Genomic DNA, 21,721 nt, shown 5'->3' on the forward strand with positions numbered 1-21,721 from the left:
CTTTGGGGCCCGGGAATGCTGGCATCGGGGCTGCGATGAACCGAATTCTCGTCCTGTTCGATTCCAAGACCGGCAACGTGGCCCGCATGGCAGCGCTCATCGCCGAAGGGGCGCAGTCCGTTCCGGACACCGAGGTGCGTGTCCGTTCGGTGGAGGATGCGGCCGCCGCCGCCGCGGATGTGCTGTGGTGTGACGGACTGGCGGTGGGCAGCCCGACGAACATGGGAATCCTGTCGTGGCAGATGAAGCGCTTCTGGGATGAAACGATGGGGGAGCACTGGATGGCTGTGGACGGCAAGATTGCCTGTGCCTTCAGCAGCGCTGGCGGCTGGGGTGGAGGGATGGAGTTGGCCTGCCAGTCCCTGCTGACGGTCCTGATGAATTTCGGCTTTCTGGTGTTCGGGGTGACGGATTATTCGGGACGTCACATGACCCTTCATTACGGTGCCGTTGCGGCGAAGGAGCCCCGCGAGGAGGAGACCCGCGAGTCCTGCCGGATCCTCGGCCGGCGCCTCGCCGAATGGACGGCGGCGCTGGTGCATGGGCGCCAGGACCAGCACCCGCTGCGCAAGTCCACCCCGCGCATGCCCCCGGGGTGAGCGGCTCCGCCCCGGGGCGCCGCGGGCCGGTTCAATCCCGAGGTTGACCCGGCCCCTCGAATCCGAGATCGGCGGCCGAAATTTCCCGGGTCGCCCGGCGGCGGCTCCCGCGATAGGGTTGGCGGATGTCTGAAACCAAGGCGGCCCGCCTGGCTGAGGATCCGTGGAGGGTCTTCAAAATCATGTCCGAGTTTGTGGATTCCTTCGACACCCTGTCGCACCTCGGCGCGGCGGTCACCGTGTTCGGGAGTGCGCGGACACGTCCGGACGACCCCTACTACAAGGCCACCGTAGCCCTGACGGAGGGGTTGGCGCGGCAGGGGGTCGCCACCATCACCGGCGGCGGCCCGGGCATCATGGAGGCCGCGAACCGCGGAACCTCGCATGTCAAGGGCGTGCCCAGCGTGGGCCTGAACATCGAGCTGCCCTTCGAGCAGAAGGGCAACCGCTACGCCAATGTCTCGATCAACTTTCACTACTTCTTCACCCGCAAGGTCTCCCTGGTGAAGTACAGCATGGGTTTTGTGTTCATGCCCGGTGGATTCGGAACGCTCGACGAACTCTTCGAGGTCGTGACCCTGGTCCAGACGCACCGCATCCCGTCCTTTCCCCTGATCCTGTTTGGAAAAGGCTACTGGCAGGGGCTGCTGGACTGGATGCGGGAGGTGCTGGAGCCCGGGCAGTTGATCTCGCCTGGAGATTTGTCGCTGTTGCGGGTGACTGACGATTCAGCCGAGGCGGTGGGATGGATCCTGGAGTACCGACGCAGCGTGGGCGTACCCGAGCAGGTGCCTGCGGCGTTTCGCTGAAGCGGCACGCGCCTTCCCGTTTCATACGCCCTGATTGAATGTACCGGTCCACGCGCTTCGAAAACGGATTGACCCTCCTGAGTGCCCGGCTGCCCCGCCGTGCCAGTGTCGCCCTCGGCATCTGGGTGGGGGTGGGCGGCCGTCATGAACCGGCGGCGGCCAACGGCATCTCCCATTTCATCGAGCACCTCCTGTTCAAGGGGACGGCACGCCGGAGTGCCGCGGAGATCTCCCAGGCGGTCGAGGGGATCGGCGGCTACCTCAATGCCTTCACGGACGAGGAGCACACCTGCTTCTACGCACGTGCGCAGGCTGCCCGCATGCCCGCGCTCCTTGATGTGCTGCTCGACCTGTTCCTCGACTCGCGATTCGCGCCGCGCGAGATCGCGAGGGAACGCGATGTCATCCGGGAGGAAATCGCCATGTATCTTGACCAGCCGGCCGAGCGGGTGCACGACCTCCTCAATGCCCTTCAGTTCCCCGATCATCCGCTCGGACGCCCGGTGATCGGAACTCCGGAGACGCTCGGAAGCCTGCGTCGGCCGGAGGTTCTGGACTACCTGAGAACCCGTTACGTCACGGGTGCCACGGTGATCGCCGCCGCCGGCGAGGTGGACCACGGCGATCTGGTGCGCCGGGTGCGCCGGCATCTGCGCCGGTTCCGGCCGGGTCCGCGCCCGGAGTTTTTGCCGGCGCCACCCCAAGCGTCCGGTCCGCGCGTTGGTGCGGTGGCGATGCCGATCGAGCAGGCCAACTTCAGCCTGGGCATCCGCACCTGCTCGCGTCACGACCCCCGGCGCTTCGCGGTCCGCCTGCTGAGCGTCGTGCTCGGCGAGAACATGAGTTCGCGTCTGTTTCAGGTGATCCGCGAGCGGCATGGGCTCACCTACAACATCCAGTCCAGCATCAGCCTCTGGGAGGACTGCGGCGACCTGGTGATCTCGGCCGGGCTGGATCCCGACGACCTGGAGCGGACCCTGCGTCTGGTCCGCCGGGAGGTGAACCGGATGACCGCGCAGGCGCCGGATCGCGCGGAGTTTCGCCGGGCGCGGGACTATCTGCTTGGCCAGCAGGACCTGCTGCTGGAGGGCACCGAGCACCAGATGATGACCCTGGGCGAGCAGTGGCTGGCGTATGGGCGCATCTTTTCGCCCGGACAGATCCGGGACCGGCTCGCCGCGGTGACGCCTTCGGAGGTGCTCCACGCGGCCCGCGAGTATCTGCGCCCGGAGCACTGCAGCCTCGCTCTGGTGGGTCCCCGGACGCAGACCGCCGGCCTGGAGCGGTTGCTCCCGGGCTGACCCTTGGGCTTGCCGCCACGAGGATCCATCGTGGTTTTGGTCCTGCGAATGCTCATCCGCCTTCACGCACCGTATGCTGACCCGTCGCTTTCAGCCCTCGAATTGAACGTGGCGGTTCCGGCGCGCCCGCGGTAGGCATCCCCTCGAGTTTCTCCATGCAGAATTTCCGGTTCCATCTCACACGGATCATTTTATGGGGCTCCGCGACCGTCGCTGCGATTGCGGCGTCCAACAGCCCGGTGGACCTGTCCCGATCATGGGCGCAATGGCGTGGCCCGCTGGCCAACGGGGTCGCGCCGCATGCAAGCCCGCCATCGGAATGGAGCGAAACCCGGAACATCCGATGGAAAATCCCGCTGCCGGGGCAGGGGCACGCGTCGCCCATCGTGGTTGGGGGGCGGGTCTTTGTTCTGGCGGCAGTGCCGGTTGGGGAAGCGCAGACCCCCGTCTTCGATTCAGCCCCGGGCGTTCATGACAGCGTGCCGGTCACGCACCGGCACGCGTTCGTTGTGCTGGCCGTCAATCGTCGGGACGGGGACATCCTTTGGCGCACACCGGTGACCGAAGCCTGGCCCCACGAGGGAGGACACACCACCGGCAGTCTCGCCTCGAACTCACCGACGACGGATGGCGAACGCTGCTATGCCTTCTTTGGTTCGCGCGGCCTCTACTGCCTGGATCTCACGGGTCGTGTGCTGTGGCAGAAGCACCTCGGCACAATGCAGACGTTGCATGCCCATGGGGAGGGAAGTTCCCCCGTGCTGCATGGCGACTGGCTGATTGTGAACTGGGACCACGAAGGCGACTCGTTTCTTCACGCCTTCGACAAACACACCGGCGAACCCAGGTGGAAGGTTGCCCGTGATGAACCCACCTCCTGGTCCACGCCCCTGGTGATTGAGCATGCGGGCAAACCCCAGGTTGTCATCAGCGCGACGCGGCGGGTGCGCGGTTACGATCTGGCCACGGGGTCCCTCCTCTGGGAGTGCGCCGGCCTGACCGACAACGTGGTGTCCTCACCGGTGCATCACGACGGACTCGTCATCGCGGGCAACAGCTACTACCAGCAGGCCATGCTTGCCGTCCGGCTCGACGGCGCGAAGGGCGATGTCACCGGAACGGATCGCGTGGTCTGGCGGCTGAACCGGTTGACACCCTACGTCTCCTCGCCGCTGCTCTATGGCGACACGCTGTATCACCTGCGCCACAATCAGAATGTCCTGGTGCGCCTCGATCCGGGGAGCGGGCGATTCCGGGGCGATCCGCTCCGGCTCGAGGGACTCCACGACTTTATCTTTGCGTCGCCGGTGGGCGCGGCGGGCCGCGTCTATGTCACGGCGCGCGACGGGCGAACCGTGGTGTTGCGGCATGATCGTGAGAACGCCGTCCTCGCGGTCAACGTGCTGGAGGACCGCTTCAGCGCGTCGGCCGCCCTGGTGGACGGAGAGCTGTTCCTGCGCGGGGAACAGTTCCTCTATTGTGTGGCCGAGGAATAGACGGGGTTTGGATTTGGTGCTTCGCCCGGGGCAAGATTCGGGGCTTCCGGCGTCGCGACTTGCAGGGTACCCGATTTGGAAATCATCACCTGATGCGTGACCGGCAAATCCTTCCGCCCGTTCCTTCGTGGCCCTGCAGCACGGAAGAACCCTGATGCGGAATTGCTGTAGCGACGGGTGCGTTGGAAGGGAAGCGGTCCGGATTGTCCCGGCCCGCTGCGGAAATCCGGCGTGTGGCCCCGGGGCTTCCCCGGCCACTCAGCCGGACCCGGAGTCCACGAATTCCAACGGCGGCGCCTTGGGCAGGACGCCGAGGGCCTGGCCGCGGGCGAGGAAGCGGCGGATGCTCTCGCGGCCGCGTTCGCCGTAGTCGAGGGTCCAGTGGTTCACATACATGCCGACGAAGCGGTCCGCGAGGTCCCCGCCCATGTCGCGGGCCCATTGGAGCGAGTGGGCGACGGCGTCCGCGCGATGCTCCAGACCGTGACGGATGCTGGCCGTCAGGATGTCGCTGACCCGGCGGCGGAGGTCAGGCGCATGCCGTTTGTGAATTACATTGCCGCCCAGGGGCAGCGGCAGTCCCTCGTTGGTGCGTCCCCACCACACCCCGAGATCCTCGCAGAGAACGAGTCCCTCGTTCCGGTAGGTGAGTTGTCCTTCGTGGATGATCAATCCCACGTCGGCCGCGCCCGAGCGGACCGTTTCGAAGATTTTGTCGAAGGGAACAACGACGTGCTGGATCTCCCGGGCGGGGCGGTCGAGCCAGAGTTGGAGGGCCAGAAAGGCGCTGGTCATGGTGCCGGGCACCGCGATCCGCCTGCGGGCCATTTCCTCGCGGGTAAAGGACTGCCTGGCGACCAGCATGGGTCCATAGCCATCGCCCATGCTCGCACCGCTGGGCAGGAGCGCGTAGGAGTCGCTGACGTGGGCGTAGGCGTGAATGCTGATGGCGGAGATGTCGAGTTCCCCGCGCGTGGCGCGCTCGTTCAGCGTCTGGATGTCCTGGAGGATGTGCTCGAAGCGGAGGCCGGGCGTTGGCAGCAGGTTCTTCGCGAGGGCGTAGAACATGAAGGCGTCGTCGGGATCCGGGGAGTGACCGAGCGTCAGGGTCTGCGTCTGCATCCGACCCCGACGCTACGACGAACCGCCCGCAAGTCGAGTCACGGACATGCCTTCGGGATCCGCGTGACCTCGCGCCCGCCCGGGTGCGAGGCTGCCGGCAGCGCGTGGAACCGTTTGACGTCATTGTGCTGGGCGCAGGGGCCGCGGGCCTGTTCTGCGCGGCGACGGCGGGTGCCCGCGGACGCCGGGTCCTCGTGTTGGAACATGCCGCGCGACCGGGCAGCAAGATCCTCATCTCCGGGGGCGGCCGGTGCAATTTCACGAACCTCCACGCGGCGCCCATCCACTTCCGGACCTCCGGCAGCCCGCATTTCGTCAAGTCCGCCCTCGCCCGGTACTCCCCCGCAGACTTCGTGGCCCGGGTGGAGCGCCACGGCATCGCCTGGCATGAGAAGAAGCTGGGTCAGTTGTTCTGCGACCGCAGTTCACGAGACATTGTTGCGATGCTGGAGGCGGACTGCGCGGTGGCGGGAGTGGACCTCCGGTTGGAGTGTGGGGCGCTGGAGGTCCGCCGTGACCCCGGCCCGCCAGGCCTGCGCTTCGGGGTCCGGTCACGCCTGGGCCACTTTGGTTCCCGTTCGGTCGTTGTGGCCACCGGGGGGCTGTCGTTTCCGAAGCTCGGGGCAACCCCCTTCGGTTATACGCTGGCAGAACAGTTTGGGATCCGGGTGGTCCCTCCAAGGCCGGGCCTGGTGCCACTTTGTTTCCCGCCGGCGGAGCAGGCGGTGTTTTCGGGCCTCAGTGGCGTGTCGCTGGATTGTGAGACCCGGGCGGGTCCCGGGGCGCCCCGGTTCCGCGAACACCTGCTGTTCACCCATCGCGGCCTGAGCGGGCCGGCCATTCTCCAGATTTCAAGCCACCTGGATCCCGAGGCGGGGTTGGCGGTGGATCTGCTCCCCGGGCAGCCGGCCCTGGAGTGGCTGCGGGATCCCTCCCGGCGAACCCAGACGCTCCGGCAGGCGTTACGCGGAATCTGGCCGGAGCGGTTCGCGCAGCTGTGGACCGAACGTCTTGCGGGGACGCGTCCGCTGGCTCAATGGCCCCGACGCGACCTGGAAGCGCTGGCGGAACAAATCCACGGCTGGAGACCTCTCATCTCCGGGGATGAGGGGTATGCCAAGGCGGAGGTGACGCTGGGCGGTGTGGACACCGCCGAATTGTCGTCCAAGACGATGGAGTCCCGCCAAGTCCCGGGTCTCCACTTCATCGGAGAGGTCGTGGACGTCACGGGCTGGCTGGGTGGGTTCAATTTCCAGTGGGCCTGGGCCAGCGCCCATGCGGCCGGAATGGCGGTGTAGCCCGGCGGGGATCAGCGCAATCCGGCGATCCCGTTTGGCAACGTGTACAGCGTGTTGACCTCTTCGGGCGCAAGGGCCCGATTGAAGACGGCCAGTTCATCCCAGAGGCCGAGGTAGCCAAGGCCAAGCATCATCAGGCTGCGTCCCTCCTCCCAGGTGTAGGTCTGGCGGCGCGGTCCGATCACGCCTGCCGGCCGCCCGTCCAGATAGAGGCGCGCGATGCCATCGTCGCGCCCGGTGTTGAAGTGCTCGAAGGTGAACACCACGTGGGTCCAGTGCCCGCCGCCGAACGGAGGCTCGGCGACCGTCACCAGGGGTTTTTCTGCTGGCGTCAGGTCCTCCCACTTGCGGTTCTCCGGATTCCAGACCGCAAGGTCCGCGTACGCCCCGAGGCGGAACGGGATGTCATTGGTCCGCCTCTCAAACTCCACGAAGAAGGCTGCGTCGTTCCAGGCGCGTGGGGTGATCTGGATCGGATCGCAGTAGCCGGAGGCCAGTTCGACCGCGGGGTTCACCCGCAGCCAGAAGGAGACGGTGCCGCTCCAGTTCTCGGCGCGGTAGCCCATGTTTTTCTCGGCGGAAAAGAACACGAGCGGACTCTCCCGGCGGGTGAACCGGAGGGCATTCCCGAACCGTCCCTCGCCCACGGCCAGTTGCACCCCGCCACCGGCGGGGAGACCCGGCCGGGCGTCGTCGCGCTGCTGCATCGAGGGAGCATTGGAGAGTCCGCGCGGGCCCGCGGCGACGTCGGCGTCCAGACCACGGTCGAAGGAGGCGTGGAACAGCAGCGAACGTCGCAGGGAGTCCGGGCGCCCGGAGTCGGTGGCACACCCGGCGGCGGTCACGAGGATCGCGAGCGCCAGGACTGCGGGCCGGAAGGGACCTGGGGATTCGGGGGAGTTCATGGGCATTGCGGATGGCTCTGATGCGACACCGATGTGGGGATTCTGACAACCCCTGAGCCGGCGAATTTTGGGCTGCCACAGACCGGATCCCGGGCGGTTGCGCGATGATGTTCCCTTCGCAAGACTGGGTGCATGTTTTCCAAAGCTCCTTTCGATGACGGCCGGCGTTCCGCCGGATGGCTGCTGGTTGCGATGCTGGGCCTTGGGGTCCACGTGTCCGGTACCGGGGCGCCGGTGACGGCGTCACGGGATCAGCCGTTTGTGAACTCGCTGGGCATGAAGTTCGTTCCGGTGCCGGGCACCCCGGTCCTGTTCTCGGTCTGGGAGACCCGGGTCCAGGATTTCGAGGTGTTTGTGGCGGAGACGAGCCACGAGGCAACCGAGGGCACGTATTCGCTGGGCACCAACCGATGGAAACAGACGGGCGACCACTGGCGTTCTCCTGGCTTTCCTCAGACCGGACGGCATCCGGTGTGCGGCGTCAGCTGGAAGGATGCGAATGCCTTCTGCGAATGGCTTTCAAACAAGGAGGGACGCACGTACCGGCTGCCCACGGACTCGGAGTGGAGCCTGGCCGCGGGCATCCCGGGCGAGTTCGGCGCGACCCCGAAGGAGCGCAGCGGCAAGATCCCCGGTCTGTACCCGTGGGGCGAGGCGCTGCCCCCGAATGTGAGCGGACTGCCGGCCGGCAACTACCCCGGCGCCGAGGCGGCGGAGACCCAATGGCCGGAGTCCTTCCGGGTCATCGAGAACTTCCGTGATCCGTTTCCCCGGACCGCACCGGTGGGCAGCTTTGATCCGAATGCCCACGGGCTCTACGACATCGGGGGCAATGTCTGGGAGTGGTGCATGGATCCGTTCGAGCCGGGAAAGGAGCATCGCACGGTGCGCGGTGCGTCGTGGGTGGACAACCTCCCGGACATCCTACTGAGCACCTACCGGCACTACGGGCGCCCGGAGTTGCGCAACACCAGCGTCGGATTTCGCATCGTCCTGGCGCCGGAACCTCCGCAGGATCCGCCGTCGGAGCCCTGAGTTCCCGGAGGGGCCTCAGCGGGCCTGCGGGGGTGCGAGACGCGGTGGGGGCATCACGGCGGGAGTCCCCTGGACCTGCAACGCCCGCTCCCGAAACCCGGAGGTCAGCTGGCGGCGGGACCATCCGATGAACGCGAGGTCTTTCAGCAACGCCAGGAGTCCATGGAAGCCGGTGACCAGGATCGGCATCCAGGCGATGGATGACGCGAGGAAACCCGCCGCGGGCCCGGCACCGCGGTTCATTCCGGTTGCGAAGAAAACCAGGGGAATGGAGATGGCGGTGAGAAATCCGATTCCAAGTGCCGGAAGCACCTGGACGAACAGGAGGGTTTTCAGAGCCGCTCCGGTAAAGTTTCGGGACGTGAGGCCCATCCACATGCCAAACCAACCGAGGGCAATGAGGTTGACGGCCGAGCCGACCAGCCCAACGGCGACGATTGCGATCACCCCTCCGGTCGCCATGGGCCCGCCCGGGGCGCCCGGGCCACCTGGCGTGACCGACATGGAAACGGTCACCGACCCGGTTCCGAGGACCACGCTGCCGCCGTTCGTGGCGGTTCCTCCTGTCGTGTTGGTTGTCCCGGCCGGTGCCGGGAGAACTACCGGAGGGGTCATGACGTTGAACTGCTCCCGCATGAGGACCCCGGATCCGGCGGCATTGACCAGCAGGATGATCAGAATCGGCGGCGCGAAGAGGCGCTTCCAGGCCGCCCAATGACCGGACACAATCGCGGGACCGGTGAGCGGTGTGGCGAGCAGAAGTTCCAACAGGCCGCTCCGGCGGGACTCGACGAGAAACCGGACGGCCTGGGTTGCCACCCCGATGTAGAGCAGCGGCACCGTGATCCCCGACACCACCTGCCATGCGATTCTCCCGATGGACAGGGCGCCTTCGCCGTCACCGAACCATCGCCAGAGTGCGGCCGACCCGGCGAGCGCGATCGCCATGGCCCAGAGAATTCGGGCAATCCAGGAATCGCGAACAACGAGCCAGGCGGCCGGGTTTTCTTCGAGCAATCGGCGGTGCCTTGACGGAAGCCCCAGGTTTCGTGAGGGCGCCCGGAACCCCGGCCATGGTGTCCGCCCGGACCGTCCTGATTGGCGATCCTGCCAGACCCTGGGAAGGATGCGCCCGGACAAAGCGATCATGGAACCGGCCACGGCCAGATTGAGCAACCACCCCGGCCAGAACGGGGCTGATCCGGTGCCCTGGGCATTGACCAGGAGGTTCGCGGGGCTGGTTTGGCGAAGGAGGTTGGTCATCCACGAAGCGCTCGTTCCTGCGAGGGAGTCCAGCATCGGGCCGCCGGCGACGAGGGTGACCAGCAGGACCAACGTCAGGCCCAGCGCCCGCTGGGCATCGCGCGACATGGAGGAAACCAGCAGCCCGGCCGCGAGTGAAACGGCCAGGGTGCTCCCGAGCGCGAGCGCAGACTTCCAGAATTGTTCGCCGCTGACCCCGCCCAACAGCAGGCTGCTGGCGATCACCGGCAGGAGGGCGAGCATGGCAGCGCCGGCACGCAGGGACGTGGACGCCAGCTTTCCGAACACGACATCATCCCCGCGCAGATCGGTCAGGAACAGCAGGCCCAGGGTGCCCTCCCGCTTTTCACCGCTGAGGCAGTCCGCAGTCAGGAAGGGTCCCGCCATCAGGGCCACGACAAACGTCTGCCAGGTGAGGACCTTGAAGAGCCCCGATCCGAGGACGGCCATTGGAAACATCGTGCGACTCGAGAGTGTGGCCAGGAGGAGAAATCCGGCACTGATCACGATCGCCGTCAGCGCCACCAGCAACCGCAGGCGTACCGTGACCGGCTGGCGCGCCGCAACGCGAAGTTCGCGGGAGGCCAGCGGGAGAAACGTCACGCCTTCCGGAGTATCAGGACGAACTTCGAGCGGCAAAGGGATAGCCACATGACAAAGCGATGAATGGCGCTCTTGTGCATCTGCCATGCCCGGGACCCTGGACTTCCCGCTCTCATCCCCCGTCCCGCAGCCTTGACAGGTGGCGGGGTCTCCGGAGCCTGAAACGGTGATTGTTGAGGGAGGAGGTGCGTGGAAAGGGCGAACCGGTGCCGGAAGCGGGCGCCAGCCGGATTCGGGTTCCGGTCCCCTGTTCCGGGCCCGCAACCGTCTGATGGCGCGCGGCGGGATTCATCTGCAGCCGCGTTCCTCCGGACCCCGGAGCCGCGAATGAATGAACCTTCTGAGAAAGCCGGTGTGGATCCCGCCGTTCTGGGCGGTCTGCTGCTGACCGTTGGCGGTATTCTTCAGGGGGCCGGTGCGAGCAGCGGACGGGTCCGGATCACCCTGGCTCGCATGGCCTCGGCGTATGGTTTTGAGTCCAGGATCGCCATCACGCCACGGTCCGTCGTCCTGGCGCTGCAGTCCTCCGACGGCAGAACGGTCTTCAACGGGACCGGGGGCACAGACCAGCAGGGAGTGGATTTTGAGAAGGTTTCCGGGATCAGCGAATTGAGCTGGGCCGTCGCCGGTGATTCCCGGCCCCTCGATCAACTGCGGGAGGCATTGGATGCCTTGAATCAGGCGCGTCCGTATCCGCGTCCGGTCGTACTCGCCGGCGCCGGCTGCGCCGGTGCGGCCTTTTGTTTTACCTTTGGTGGCGGGGCGGTCGAGATGGGCATCTGTTTCATTGCCACGGTCTGCGGGTTGTATGCGCGTCAGCAAATGCATCGCTGTCGGTTCAACCAGTATTTGTGCGTTTACGGCGGCTCGGCGGTGGCTTCGATCGTGGCGGGAGCCTTCCTGAAGTCGGCGCTCGATGTGAAACCGGAGATCGCCTTCGCCACCTCCGTGCTGTTCCTCGTCCCCGGGGTGCCGTTGATCAATGCGTTCACCGACCTTCTGGACGGGAACACCCTCAACGGCATGGTTCGGAGTGTGCATGCGGTTGTGGTCTCCGTGGCCATTGCCTTCGGCATCCTGACCGCGTTGCTGATCTACCGGCTGCCCTTGTGATGTCCGGTCTCGCCAGCGTGTTCTTCAAGGCGGTGTGGTGCGGGGTGGGCGCCACCGGGTTCGGCATCCTCTTCAATGTGCCGCGTCGGGCGCTGGTCGCGCTGGCCTGTGGCGGGTGCCTGGCCGGAGGCGTCAAGTTCGGCGTGCTGTTCCTCTTCGACGGCGGGCAGATGGTGCTGGCGGCATTCCTCGCGTCGGTGGTCGTCGGTGCCGCCAGCCTGCCCGCAGCCCATTGGCGGCATGTACCCCCCATGGTCCTTGCCATCCCCTCGGTCATCCCCCTGGTGCCCGGTCTCTATTCCTATCGCACCATCCTGGGTCTCATGAAGCTGACCGGCCCCGTCGGCGCCGACTACCCGGACCTTCTCGCCTCCACGGCGCAGAGTGCGGCGCGGACCGTGTTCCTCGTCATGGCAATCGCCATCGGGGTGTCCATTCCGCTGCAGTTGTTGCGCAAGGATTCCGTGAAGCACCTGCGCCTGGGGCGCACGGTTCGGGATGCGGCTTCGGATTGATCGAAGGTCCGCGGAGCGCCGGGGGACACGGGTGCGACCGGGCTCAATGGCAGGACGCGGCCGCCGCGGCTGCCGGAGATGGCCCCGGGCTGACGTAGGGAATGCCCAAGGCCAGTCCCCGGAGAACGAGGAGGACCCCCACTGTCGCGACCGTGGCGGGGACCAGTCGGGTGAGCCGCAGCCGCAAGGCCATTGGAATCGCGTGACCCGAAAGGCCAATGCCAAGCATGACCGGGATCGTCCCGGCACCGAAAAGCGCCATGTAGGCAACGCCGTGGAGGACATTCCCGGTGGCGGCGGCCCCCGCGCACGCCGCGTACACGAGGCCGCATGGCAGGAGCCCGTTGAGGAGGCCCAGGATGCCCATGGACACCGCGGAGCGCTGAATCAGCACCTGCTGGAACACCGACTTCAGCCCTTGAACACCCCACGTGATCGCGACGCCAAAAAAGGGCCGGGAGGACAGCGCCAGTCCGACGAGCATCAGGACGCCACCGGTGACGGAGATCCACCGTTGAATCCCCGTGAGTGCGAGTGATTGCCCGAGCAACCCGAACAGCAAACCCATCAGGGCATAGGTGATCACCCGGCCTCCCTGATAGCAGAGGCGGCCCGTGGTGAAGCCGATCCGCCCGCTGCCGGTGGAGGGCAGGGCCAGCGCGAGGGGCCCGCACATGCCCGCGCAGTGCAGGCTCCCAGCAAGGCCAAGGGCAAAGGCGGTCCAGAGCATGTCAGGGAGCCGGTGGCGCAACGATCAGCGCCGATTCGTGGTAGTAGTCGCCGCCTCCCGAGGTCCAGGCGGCACGCACCCGCCACAGCCCCGGCTTCAAATGCCGGGTGTCCACCCTCTGGCGTCCGGACGCATCCGGCGCCAGCGGCACTTCATGGTCCAGGGAGGCGTCGCTGGGGCGGTAGAACTGCAGGCTGCCGGTGACTCCCTGCCGGGCGTGGGCGAACGGGAGCTCCAGCCGGACCGCTCCATCGCGACCATCAATCCGGACTCCCTCCGTCAGGGCCCGCGTGCGTTGCTCCCGCGCCATCTGCGCCTCATGCCGGAGTTCCTGCTCGTAGTAGTCGCGACGCACGAGGTCGGTGTTCAGTCGCAGGGCGAACACGGTGAAACCGGCAATGGTGGTCAGCAGGGTGGCGAAGAAGAGGCCCAGGGCGACCGGCCAGGGATTGATGGAGCCGGGGGAGGCGGTCGGGTCGGGCGTGATGGATGGGTTCATAAAACGGGATCAGGAACGAGGCCCGACGAACGAGGTCTTGATTGTTTCGATATGGCGTCCGCCGGCGTAAACGCCGATTCGAAGGGGGGTGTTTGGGCCGGGTAACAGCCCGGGATCGAGCTCCACCAGCACCGAGGTTTGCACAAGCCGGTCGCCGGGGGCGATCAGTTGAGGCGCCCCGGGAACCACCACCCGGGCCGGAAGATTCTCCACCCGGAATTCGACCGGAAGATCGCGGTGGGTCTTGTTGATCACCTTGACGGTGTAAAGGTTGCTGATGCGTCCGGCGGCCGTGGTCTGGAAGAGGGAGCCCGGGGCGCGAAGGAATGTGGTTTGCAGGTCGGTTCGCGTGAGGACCAGGAAGACAAAGAGTCCGATCAGGCCGCACAGAACGGTCGCATAGAGCTTCATGCGCGCGGTGAACCGGAGTGGCTCCCCACGCTGGATGCCGTTGAGCGAGGCGTACCGGACCAGGCCGCGGGGGAGATGCAGACGGTCCATGACGGCGTCGCAGGCGTCCATGCACGCGGTGCAGTTCACGCACTCCATCTGGATCCCGTTGCGGATGTCTATGCCCGTGGGGCAGACCACGACGCACTGGTGGCAGTTGACGCAGTCGCCATGTCCGGCGGCACGCCGCTGGTCCGGGGTTTCGTCACGACGCCACGGTGCCCGGACCTCGCCACGCCGGTGGTCGTAGGCCACCACCATGGTGTTCTCATCGAGGAGCGCCGACTGGAACCGGCCGTACGGGCAGATGAACGTGCAGGCCTGTTCACGAAACCGGGCAAAGATGGCGTAGAACACCAGCGTGAACCCCAGCATGAAGCCAAGGCCGATCCAGTGCTGGCGCGGGTCGTCGGTGATGATCTGCAGCAGGGCGTCGCTGCCAATAATGTACGCGAGCAGGGTGTTCCCGATCAGGAACGAGAGGGCGAAGAAGATCCCGTGCTTGAACAGCTTGATCCGCAGCTTGCGTGCGGACCACGGGGCCGCGTCGAGCGCCCGCTGCGCCACGGAATCCCCCTCGATCCAGTACTCCAGCTTCCGGAAGACCATTTCCATCAGGATTGTCTGGGGACAGGTCCACCCGCACCACAGGCGTCCGAAGGCGGTCGTGAAAATCATGATGCCGGCAAAGAAGGCCAGCATGGCCACCGCGAAGAGGATCATGTCCTGCGGCCAGAAGATGCGCCCGAGGATCGAGAAGCGGCGCTCGACCATGTTGAGCATCAGCAGGGGGTTGCCCTGGATGCGGATGAACGGTCCGGTGAACAGGACGATGAGCAGCACCCAGCTCAGCCAGGTGCGCCAGCGGTACCAGCGTCCGGACGGCTGTCTGGGATACAGCCAGCGACGGCTTCCGTCGCGGGTTGCCGTCGCCAGATGCTCCCGGAAATCGTCCCAGTCCACCGGACGCGTGACGCTTCGCGGGGGCGCCCCGGGGTCGTCCCCGCCGTTGCCCGGGGTGTTCACGGGATCCAGGGGCAGGCGGTCACTCATATTCCTCCGCCGGGACTGCTGGGGCGAGGTCCTCGCGCTGCTTCGGATTGGGCGGCGAGGTCCCGCGCAGGGTATAAATGAAGCTGGCGACGGCCTGGATGTCGCCGGGGGTGAGCACGCCCTTCCATGTGAGCATCCCCTTCTCCGGAACGCCGTTGATGATGATCTTCAGGCTGTCGCCATAGGTGTCGCCGTGGATCCAGTAGTCATCGCAGAGGTTGGGGCCCACAAGACCGCCGCCGTCGTCCCGGTGGCACGGGGCGCAGTAGGTCGTGTACACCTGGCCGCCCCGCGCGAGGATCGCGGCGTCGGAGGACGGCTCCAGGGAGTCCAGCGAGGCTTCGAAGCCGGCCTGTGCGGCGTTCTTGATGGCGTCCCCGCGGATCATCGCCTTGTGGTAGGCGGCGATCTGGAGGTCGCCCCGTCCGAACACATGGTAATATCCGAGGTAAACTGCCGAGAACACAATGGTGAGATAGAACAACCACACCCACCAGCGGGGGAGATTGTTGTCGAGCTCCTGGATGCCATCGGCGTCGTGGTCCAGCAGCAGCGGATCTTTCGGGGGGTCCTTGGGGTCATTCATGGCGGGAGCCTTCTTGCCTGGGGTCCTGCGGTTCGCCGTCGTCGAGGGGCAGGCGGCCCATGGCGGCCATCAGCGAGCGCCGTTGGAGCAGCGCCCAGAGGAGGGCGCCGCAGAAGACGGCGAAGAACAGGCCGATGGAAAGGACGCCATAGAGGCCGATGCCTCCAACATGGCTGAGCACGTTGCGGATCATGGGATGTTCAGGGCGCGGTGTTGGGGGCGGCGGCGACGGCGGGCTCCGAGCGGATGTCGGTTCCGAGGCGCTGGAGGTACGCGATCATGCCGAGGATCTCGGCGTCGGGGACCGCATTGGTGATGGAGCCGAGCCGCAGGTTGGTGATGATCCTGGCGGCCTGAACCTGCAGGTCGCGCTGGGCGTCGCCGTGTTCGTATCCCTGCGGGTAGGGTACGCCAACCTTGCGCAGCGCGGCGATGCGTGCCGGGAGCGCATTGGTGTCGAGGCGTTGTGTGAGGAGCCAGGGATAGGGGGGCATGATGGACCCGGGCGACGTGGATCGCGGATCCTCCATGTGGTTGTAATGCCACGCATCCGGATACTTGCCGCCCTGGCGGTGGAGGTCGGGACCCGTGCGTTTGGATCCCCAGAGGAAGGGGTGATCGAACACGAACTCGCCGGCCTTTGAATAGTCGCCGTACCGTTCGGTTTCGAACCGGAACGGACGGATCATCTGTGAGTGGCAACCGACACAGCCCTCGCGGATGTAGAGGTCGCGCCCCAGAACCTCGAGCGGCGTGTAGGGCTTCACACTGGAGAGGGTCGGCACGTTGCTCCGGATGAGATACATCGGCACGATCTCGACCGCCCCGCCGATCAGGATCGCCACAAGGGTCAGCCCCGTGAACAGCGCGGCCCTGGACTCGAGCGAACGGTGTCCGTGCTCGGGTTTCGGCGGCGCCTCCTCCACGACGGCCTGGGCGGCGGTCTCGGGCTCGAAGCTGCCCTGGCGGGCCGTCCGCCACAGATTGTATACGCCCACCAACGTCCCCGCGAGGTAGATGCTGCCGCCCAGCGCCCTCAGGCGGTACATCGGGATGAGTTGCAGGACGGTTTCCAGGAAGTTTGGGTACTGGAGGAATCCGTCCGGTGTGAACTGCCGCCACATCAACCCCTGGGTCACGCCGGCCCAGTACATGGGGATGGCGTAAAACATGATCCCAAGCAGGCCGAGCCAGAAGTGCCAGTTGGCCAGCTTCACGGAATAGAGGGGCGTCCTCCAAAGCTTCGGGAACAGCCAGTAGAGCATGGAGAAAATCAGGAACCCGTTCCAGCCGAGGGCTCCGGTGTGGACGTGGGCGATCGTCCAGTCGGTGTAGTGGGACAGCGAATTCACCGACTTGATGGAGAGCATCGGACCTTCGAGGGTGGCCATGCCATAGGCCGTAACGGCGACCACCATGAACTTGAGCACCGGTTCCTGGCGCACCTTGTCCCACGCCCCGCGGAGGGTCAGGAGCCCGTTCAGCATGCCGCCCCAGCTTGGCGCCACCAGCATCACGCTGAACACCATGCCCAGCGACTGGGCCCAGTCGGGCAGCGCCGTGTACAGCAGGTGATGGGGTCCCGCCCAGATGTAGAGGAAGATCAGCGACCAGAAATGGATGATCGAAAGCCGGTAGCTGAAGACCGGCCGGTTGGCCGCCTTCGGCAGGAAATAATACATCAGCCCGAGAAATGGCGTTGTGAGGAAGAACGCCACGGCGTTGTGGCCGTACCACCACTGCACCAGGGCATCCTGCACCCCGGCATAGATCGAATAGCTCTTGAAGGCCCCCGCCGGCACCTCCAGGGAGTTGACAATGTGGAGCACCGCGACGGTGACCGCGGTGGCGATGTAGAACCAGATGGCGACGTACAGATGGCGCTCACGGCGCCGCACGATGGTCCCGAGCAGGTTGATGGTGAAGACCACCCATACCAGGGTGATGGCCATGTCAATCGGCCACTCCAGCTCCGCGTACTCCTTGCTGGTGGTGAACCCCAGCGGGAGGGTGAGGGCGGCCGCGACAATGATGCCGTTCCAGCCCCAGAAGTTGATCCAGCTGAGGCGGTCGCTGAACATCCGCGCCTTGCACAGCCGCTGGAGCGAATAATAGACGCCCATGAACATCCCGTTGCCCACGAAGGCGAAGATCACGGCGTTCGTGTGCAACGGGCGCAGGCGTCCGAACGTCACATATTGGAGGTTTAGATTCGCCTCGGGCCAGAACAGCTGGACTGCGGCGAGGAGCCCGGCCGCCATGCCCACCACGCCCCAGACCAGGGTGGCGATGGCGAAGGCCCGCACGATGCGGTTGTCATATTGGAACGTCTCAGTCTTCATGTGGAATGGGTTTTCCGGGTCTCGCCGGCGCCGCGGGTGGTGGCACGGGGGCGTCGTCTCCAAGGACCCGCAGCGCCGGCGTGCCGGTGTCCTCATACTGGCCGGATCGGACGGCCCAGAAGAACGCGCCGAGAAATGCCGCGGCAAACAGCAGACTCAGGGGAATGAGGAGGAGGATCACACTCATGCGGGCTCCTCCGGCCGGCCCAGCCCGGCCCGACGTCCGAGCCAGTGGGTGGCCCCCACGGCAAACACCGCGACGGTGACCGAGCTCACCGGCATGAGCACGGCGCAGACGACCGGCGAGAGGTTGCCCGACGCGGCGACCGCCACGCCCGCGACGTTGTACAGCGCGGAGATCAGGAAGCTCATCCGCACCACTCCAACCGAGCGGCGGCTGAAGCGCAGGAGTTCGCGGGTGCGCACCACCTGGCGGGCATCGAGGATGACGTCGCTGGCGGGCGAGAACGCCCCGACCTGTTCCACCACGGCCACGCCGACATCACCCTGTCGCAATGCACCCGCATCATTGAGTCCATCGCCAACCATCATCACCGTGCGGCCCGCCTGCTGCAGCGCGCGTATGAATGCCAGCTTGTCCGCCGGACTTTGATTGAAGTGCAGCGCGGCGCCCGGGGAGAACAACGCGGCCATGCGTTCCCGATCCCGGTCGTGGTCCCCGCTGAGCAGCGCCGTCCGGTATTCCGGCGCGAACCCGCGGAGGAGTCCGTCCACCTCGGGACGCAGGCTCGCGGTGAAGACAAAGCAGCCCCGCGGCCTTCCGTCGAAGGACACCCGGACTGTGGACCCAGCGCCGCCCGGCCACGCCTCCGCCGGACGGAACGGGGCCTGGACCCAGGCGGCCGACCCGAGGCGGATGGTGGTGCCGCTCACAACCCCTTCCACCCCGCAGCCGGTCGTTTCTGCGAAACCTTCGACCACCGGGAGCGGACCCGGAGGTCCGGACGGTTGCGTCCTGAGCCAGTGCGCCATCCGGGCGGCAAGGGGATGCGCCGACTGGGCGGCAAGCGCGGCGATTTGTGCCGCTTCGGCGGGCGACAGCGGTTCACCCTGGAAGCTCACTTCGCCGGAGGCCGGACAGGTCAGCGTCCCGGTCTTGTCGAAGACCACGGTGTCCACGCGGGCCAGGGCCTCCACGACGCCTGCGTTGCGCAAATGGATCCGGCGCCGGCCCAGAACGCGTGTGGCGGCGCCGAGGGTGAACGGGGCCGCCAGCGCGAGGGCGCATGGGCAGGCGACAATGAGAACCCCGACGAAGGACCGCACCGAGATTGTGGGATCCACGAGGGCCCAGTACGCCGCCGAGCCGGTCGCAATCCCCAGCACGATCCACGTGAACCGGCGGCTGTACCGGTTGGTGAGCGTGCTGAACGTGTCGTCCTTGTCCTTCCGGAACGCGTCCTGGTTCCACAGGGAGGCCAGGTAGCTCTGCGACACCGGTTTCACCGTTTCCACCTCGATGGCCCCGCCAACCTGGCGTCCGCCCGCATACAGCAGTTCTCCGACCGCCCGGGGCACCGGGGCGGCCTCCCCGGTGACAAAGCTGTAGTCCATCAGGGCATTGCCTGAAATCAGACGGGCATCGGCGGGAACGAGTTCGCCGTGGCGCAGCATCAACCGGTCGCCAACCTCGATTTGCGCCAGGGCAACCCGTTCCTCAGTTGACGTTCCGTCTGGTGGGCACGGCCGCGACCGCAGGACCGACAACGGGAAGAACGCAGTGTAGTCCCGGTCGAACTGGAGGCGGTCGAACGTCTTTTGCTGGAAGAGGCGTCCGCACAGGAGGAAGAACAGCAAGCCTGCCAGCGAATCGAAGTAGCCCTCGCCGCTCCCCGTGACCACCTCGAAGACGCTCTGGGAAAACAAGGCGGCGATGCCCAGCGCGATGGGCACATCCAGGGTCATCCGCCGCAGCCGCAGGCTGACCCAGGCGGTTCGCCAGTAATCCAGCGCGCTGAAGCCGACGACCGGAAGCGCCAGCAGGAGGCTCAGCCATCCCACCAACATTCGAAACGCGGGGCCGCTCGCGGAATCGAGCCCGAAGTACGACGGCAGGCTGAACAGCATCGTGTTGCCGAAGGCGAAGCCCGCGACGCCGATCTGCAGCCACAGGCGGCGCGCCTCCGGACGCTTCGGGCGGCGGTCCAGATCGGCGAGCGTCAGGTCGGGCGGATACCCCAGCGCCGCCAGCAGTGCTGCCAGGTCGCTCAGCTTCACGGCCCCGGGGTCTGCGGCAACCGACAGCTCCCGTCGCGCGAAGTCCACCCGGGCGGGTCCGATGCCGGGTTTGAGGCGGTAGAGATTCTCCAGCAGCCAGACGCAGGCGACACAGTGGATTGCGGGCAGCCGGAAGGTGACCCGGAACTGGCGGTCGTCGGTGAAATCCACGACGCGTTCACGGACGGCTGGCTCGTCAAGATACCGGTAGGCCTCCGGGCCACCGGACGGTGCGACCGGGTGCTGCGGCGCCTCCTGCAGCGCGTAAAAGTGCCCCAGCCCTCCATCCTGAAGGAGCTCGAACACGGTCCGGCACCCCTCACAACAAAAAGTGGCGTCGCCTGCCGTCTGCCGGGCCACACCGCAGGGACTGCCGCAATGGCGGCAGTCCACCCGGGCGACCGCCGACACTTGCACGGGGGGCGCTGGGGCGTGGAGGGCGCCTGTCGGAGCGGATGGGGCGAGTGCGGTCACGAAGTGTTCCTGACGTGGGAACACAACCGTGGGGTGACTTCGCCCGCTATACGCCGCTTGCCAGAGGCTCCACCGATTCTGCCATTAGCCCGATCGGCCTCAATCCCGGCGTTCCGCTAATGGCGCCGCTGCCCGGTGGGATGCGCGGGCCGCGCTTCACTCCGCGTTGGGATAACTGCCCAGCACCTTGACGAAACTGCAGTGGTGTCCGAGCAGCTCGATCGCCTTGGCCACCCGTGGCTCCCCGGAGTGGCCGTCGCAGTCCACAAAGAAGAAATACTCCCACGCCTTCCGCTTGCTGGGACGCGACTCGATCTTGGTCATGTTCAGGCGGTAGCGGCGGAAGGGGGCGAGCGCCTTGTGCAGGGCGCCCACCTCGTCCCGGATGCTGAACATGATGGACGTGCGGTCGCGTCCGCTGGCGGGACCGCACTGGCGGCCCAGCACCAGGAAGCGCGTCGCGTTGGCGGCGTTGTCCTGAAGGTCCTGCTCAAGGATCGGGAGCCCGTACTGTTCCGCCGCCAGCTGGCCGCACAACGCGGCCGATGTCCGGTCCTTGGCCGCCAGTTCGGCGCTGCGGGCGTTTGAGGTGGTCTCCACCAGTTCGGCGCGCGGGAAGTTGCGCTGAATCCATCCGCGGCATTGCGCGAGGGTCTGCGGGTGCACGTAGAGCCGCTGGATTGCGGTGCGCGCGACCCTTGCGGCGAGGCAGTGCGAAATGCGCAACACCACCTGGGCGACGATCTTCAGGTCGCTGTCCACGAACATGTCGAGGGTGTGGGTGACCACGCCCTCGGTGGAGTTCTCCACCGGCACGACCCCGTAGTCGGCCCGAAGCTTGGAAACCTCGCTGAACACTTCGGTGATCGTCTGCTGGGGTGCATAGCGCAGGCTGGCGCCGAACCGCTTCAATGCCGCCTGGTGCGTGAACGTGGCCTCGGGTCCCAGGTAGGCGATGACCAGCGTCTTTTCCAGCGACAGGGCGCTGGACATGATTTCCCGGTAGATCGCCTCGAGGCTTCCGTTCGTGATCGGACCCTTGTTGAGCTTGCGGATGCGCTGGAGGACGGCCCGCTCGCGGTGCGGGGCATAGATCTCGTCGCCAGCCTTGAGCTTGATCTGGCCGATCTCCAGCACATGCCGCGTGCGCTCGTTCAACAGGCGGACCACCTCGGCGTCCAGCCGGTCAATTGCCTGGCGGTGTTCCTGAAGGCTCATGCGTCCCGACAGCCTGCCCGACCGGCCGGCGGGGGCGAAGCCCGAAACGTTGTCGGATCGGCTGGGGCTGGC

At 66.5% G+C, this 21,721-nt stretch carries 20 protein-coding genes; 8 read left to right on the forward strand and 12 right to left on the reverse strand.

Annotation, left to right across the window (positions count from 1 at the left end; translation table 11 throughout):
• The first annotated feature begins 35 nt into the window (after positions 1 to 35).
• The 4 genes from KF791_02110 (at position 36) to KF791_02125 (ending at position 4,205) form a co-directional block, all read left to right on the forward strand.
• The gene (locus tag KF791_02110) at positions 36 to 599 is read left to right on the forward strand and encodes a flavodoxin domain-containing protein (protein ID MBX3731370.1); all 564 of its coding nucleotides are present in this window, start codon (positions 36 to 38) and stop codon (positions 597 to 599) included.
• Positions 600 to 724: 125 nt separating this feature from the next.
• Positions 725 to 1,408 carry a TIGR00730 family Rossman fold protein gene (locus tag KF791_02115; GenBank protein MBX3731371.1) on the forward strand — a complete coding sequence of 228 codons (684 nt, stop codon included), beginning with the start codon at positions 725 to 727 and terminating at the stop codon, positions 1,406 to 1,408.
• 38 nt (positions 1,409 to 1,446) lie between these two features.
• The gene (locus KF791_02120) at positions 1,447 to 2,709 is read left to right on the forward strand and encodes an insulinase family protein (protein MBX3731372.1); all 1,263 of its coding nucleotides are present in this window, start codon (positions 1,447 to 1,449) and stop codon (positions 2,707 to 2,709) included.
• Between the two features lie 155 nt (positions 2,710 to 2,864).
• Positions 2,865 to 4,205: a PQQ-like beta-propeller repeat protein gene (locus KF791_02125; GenBank protein MBX3731373.1), complete on the forward strand. Its 1,341-nt coding sequence runs from the start codon at positions 2,865 to 2,867 to the stop codon at positions 4,203 to 4,205.
• A gap of 258 nt (positions 4,206 to 4,463) precedes the next feature.
• Here the strand turns inward: KF791_02125 and KF791_02130 are convergent, their stop codons facing one another.
• The gene (locus tag KF791_02130; protein ID MBX3731374.1) at positions 4,464 to 5,327 is read right to left on the reverse strand and encodes an ABC transporter substrate-binding protein; all 864 of its coding nucleotides are present in this window, start codon (positions 5,325 to 5,327) and stop codon (positions 4,464 to 4,466) included.
• Positions 5,328 to 5,431: 104 nt separating this feature from the next.
• Here KF791_02130 and KF791_02135 point away from each other — a divergent pair, with 104 nt between their 5' ends.
• Complete coding sequence (locus tag KF791_02135; protein ID MBX3731375.1) at positions 5,432 to 6,625, forward strand: NAD(P)/FAD-dependent oxidoreductase; 1,194 nt, start codon at positions 5,432 to 5,434, stop codon at positions 6,623 to 6,625.
• Positions 6,626 to 6,636: 11 nt separating this feature from the next.
• Here the strand turns inward: KF791_02135 and KF791_02140 are convergent, their stop codons facing one another.
• Entirely contained in the window at positions 6,637 to 7,530 is an 894-nt protein-coding gene (locus KF791_02140; protein MBX3731376.1) for a hypothetical protein, read from the reverse strand.
• A gap of 132 nt (positions 7,531 to 7,662) precedes the next feature.
• Between KF791_02140 and KF791_02145 the strand changes: the two genes are divergently transcribed.
• Entirely contained in the window at positions 7,663 to 8,565 is a 903-nt protein-coding gene (locus KF791_02145; GenBank protein MBX3731377.1) for an SUMF1/EgtB/PvdO family nonheme iron enzyme, read from the forward strand.
• A 15-nt stretch (positions 8,566 to 8,580) separates the two neighbouring features.
• Here the strand turns inward: KF791_02145 and KF791_02150 are convergent, their stop codons facing one another.
• On the reverse strand, positions 8,581 to 10,431 hold the full coding sequence (locus tag KF791_02150; protein MBX3731378.1) for an ABC transporter permease subunit: 1,851 nt from the start codon (positions 10,429 to 10,431) through the stop codon (positions 8,581 to 8,583).
• A 327-nt stretch (positions 10,432 to 10,758) separates the two neighbouring features.
• Between KF791_02150 and KF791_02155 the strand changes: the two genes are divergently transcribed.
• Positions 10,759 to 11,544, forward strand: coding sequence for a threonine/serine exporter family protein (locus tag KF791_02155; protein MBX3731379.1), 786 nt, complete (start codon positions 10,759 to 10,761; stop codon positions 11,542 to 11,544).
• Entirely contained in the window at positions 11,541 to 12,059 is a 519-nt protein-coding gene (locus tag KF791_02160) for a threonine/serine exporter family protein (GenBank protein MBX3731380.1), read from the forward strand. The genes KF791_02155 and KF791_02160 overlap by 4 nt, the downstream gene beginning before the upstream one ends.
• 43 nt (positions 12,060 to 12,102) lie before the next feature.
• Here KF791_02160 and KF791_02165 read toward each other — a convergent pair whose 3' ends face one another.
• From KF791_02165 to pheA, 9 genes are all read right to left on the reverse strand, one after another.
• Entirely contained in the window at positions 12,103 to 12,789 is a 687-nt protein-coding gene (locus KF791_02165) for a sulfite exporter TauE/SafE family protein (GenBank protein MBX3731381.1), read from the reverse strand.
• A gap of 1 nt (position 12,790) precedes the next feature.
• Positions 12,791 to 13,288 carry a FixH family protein gene (locus tag KF791_02170; protein ID MBX3731382.1) on the reverse strand — a complete coding sequence of 166 codons (498 nt, stop codon included), beginning with the start codon at positions 13,286 to 13,288 and terminating at the stop codon, positions 12,791 to 12,793.
• Between the two features lie 9 nt (positions 13,289 to 13,297).
• The gene (gene ccoG, locus KF791_02175) at positions 13,298 to 14,791 is read right to left on the reverse strand and encodes a cytochrome c oxidase accessory protein CcoG (protein MBX3731383.1); all 1,494 of its coding nucleotides are present in this window, start codon (positions 14,789 to 14,791) and stop codon (positions 13,298 to 13,300) included.
• Positions 14,784 to 15,377 carry a c-type cytochrome gene (locus KF791_02180; GenBank protein MBX3731384.1) on the reverse strand — a complete coding sequence of 198 codons (594 nt, stop codon included), beginning with the start codon at positions 15,375 to 15,377 and terminating at the stop codon, positions 14,784 to 14,786. Before KF791_02180 ends, ccoG begins: the two co-directional genes overlap by 8 nt.
• The gene (locus tag KF791_02185) at positions 15,370 to 15,570 is read right to left on the reverse strand and encodes a hypothetical protein (GenBank protein MBX3731385.1); all 201 of its coding nucleotides are present in this window, start codon (positions 15,568 to 15,570) and stop codon (positions 15,370 to 15,372) included. The genes KF791_02180 and KF791_02185 overlap by 8 nt, the downstream gene beginning before the upstream one ends.
• A 7-nt stretch (positions 15,571 to 15,577) precedes the next feature.
• Positions 15,578 to 17,719, reverse strand: coding sequence for a cytochrome-c oxidase, cbb3-type subunit I (gene ccoN / locus KF791_02190; GenBank protein MBX3731386.1), 2,142 nt, complete (start codon positions 17,717 to 17,719; stop codon positions 15,578 to 15,580).
• Entirely contained in the window at positions 17,709 to 17,906 is a 198-nt protein-coding gene (ccoS, locus tag KF791_02195; GenBank protein ID MBX3731387.1) for a cbb3-type cytochrome oxidase assembly protein CcoS, read from the reverse strand. The genes ccoN and ccoS overlap by 11 nt, the downstream gene beginning before the upstream one ends.
• Positions 17,903 to 20,374, reverse strand: coding sequence for a heavy metal translocating P-type ATPase metal-binding domain-containing protein (locus KF791_02200; GenBank protein ID MBX3731388.1), 2,472 nt, complete (start codon positions 20,372 to 20,374; stop codon positions 17,903 to 17,905). Before KF791_02200 ends, ccoS begins: the two co-directional genes overlap by 4 nt.
• A gap of 213 nt (positions 20,375 to 20,587) precedes the next feature.
• On the reverse strand, positions 20,588 to 21,649 hold the full coding sequence (pheA, locus tag KF791_02205) for a prephenate dehydratase (GenBank protein ID MBX3731389.1): 1,062 nt from the start codon (positions 21,647 to 21,649) through the stop codon (positions 20,588 to 20,590).
• Between the last annotated feature and the right edge of the window lie 72 nt (positions 21,650 to 21,721).

The organism is Verrucomicrobiia bacterium, assembly GCA_019634635.1.
Classification (GTDB): domain Bacteria; phylum Verrucomicrobiota; class Verrucomicrobiia; order Limisphaerales; family UBA9464; genus UBA9464.

What these genes read in the sequence shown, in the direction of transcription:
- KF791_02110 (MBX3731370.1), top strand. Translation starts at nt 36, where the DNA reads ATGAACCGAATTCTCGTCCTGTTCGATTCCAAGACCGGCAACGTGGCC.
- KF791_02115 (MBX3731371.1), top strand. Translation starts at nt 725, where the DNA reads ATGTCTGAAACCAAGGCGGCCCGCCTGGCTGAGGATCCGTGGAGGGTC.
- KF791_02120 (MBX3731372.1), top strand. Translation starts at nt 1,447, where the DNA reads ATGTACCGGTCCACGCGCTTCGAAAACGGATTGACCCTCCTGAGTGCC.
- KF791_02125 (MBX3731373.1), top strand. Translation starts at nt 2,865, where the DNA reads ATGCAGAATTTCCGGTTCCATCTCACACGGATCATTTTATGGGGCTCC.
- KF791_02130 (MBX3731374.1), bottom strand. Translation starts at nt 5,327, where the DNA reads ATGCAGACGCAGACCCTGACGCTCGGTCACTCCCCGGATCCCGACGAC.
- KF791_02140 (MBX3731376.1), bottom strand. Translation starts at nt 7,530, where the DNA reads ATGAACTCCCCCGAATCCCCAGGTCCCTTCCGGCCCGCAGTCCTGGCG.
- KF791_02145 (MBX3731377.1), top strand. Translation starts at nt 7,663, where the DNA reads ATGTTTTCCAAAGCTCCTTTCGATGACGGCCGGCGTTCCGCCGGATGG.
- KF791_02155 (MBX3731379.1), top strand. Translation starts at nt 10,759, where the DNA reads ATGAATGAACCTTCTGAGAAAGCCGGTGTGGATCCCGCCGTTCTGGGC.
- KF791_02165 (MBX3731381.1), bottom strand. Translation starts at nt 12,789, where the DNA reads ATGCTCTGGACCGCCTTTGCCCTTGGCCTTGCTGGGAGCCTGCACTGC.
- KF791_02170 (MBX3731382.1), bottom strand. Translation starts at nt 13,288, where the DNA reads ATGAACCCATCCATCACGCCCGACCCGACCGCCTCCCCCGGCTCCATC.
- ccoG (MBX3731383.1), bottom strand. Translation starts at nt 14,791, where the DNA reads ATGAGTGACCGCCTGCCCCTGGATCCCGTGAACACCCCGGGCAACGGC.
- KF791_02180 (MBX3731384.1), bottom strand. Translation starts at nt 15,377, where the DNA reads ATGAATGACCCCAAGGACCCCCCGAAAGATCCGCTGCTGCTGGACCAC.
- KF791_02185 (MBX3731385.1), bottom strand. Translation starts at nt 15,570, where the DNA reads ATGATCCGCAACGTGCTCAGCCATGTTGGAGGCATCGGCCTCTATGGC.
- ccoN (MBX3731386.1), bottom strand. Translation starts at nt 17,719, where the DNA reads ATGAAGACTGAGACGTTCCAATATGACAACCGCATCGTGCGGGCCTTC.
- ccoS (MBX3731387.1), bottom strand. Translation starts at nt 17,906, where the DNA reads ATGAGTGTGATCCTCCTCCTCATTCCCCTGAGTCTGCTGTTTGCCGCG.
- pheA (MBX3731389.1), bottom strand. Translation starts at nt 21,649, where the DNA reads ATGAGCCTTCAGGAACACCGCCAGGCAATTGACCGGCTGGACGCCGAG.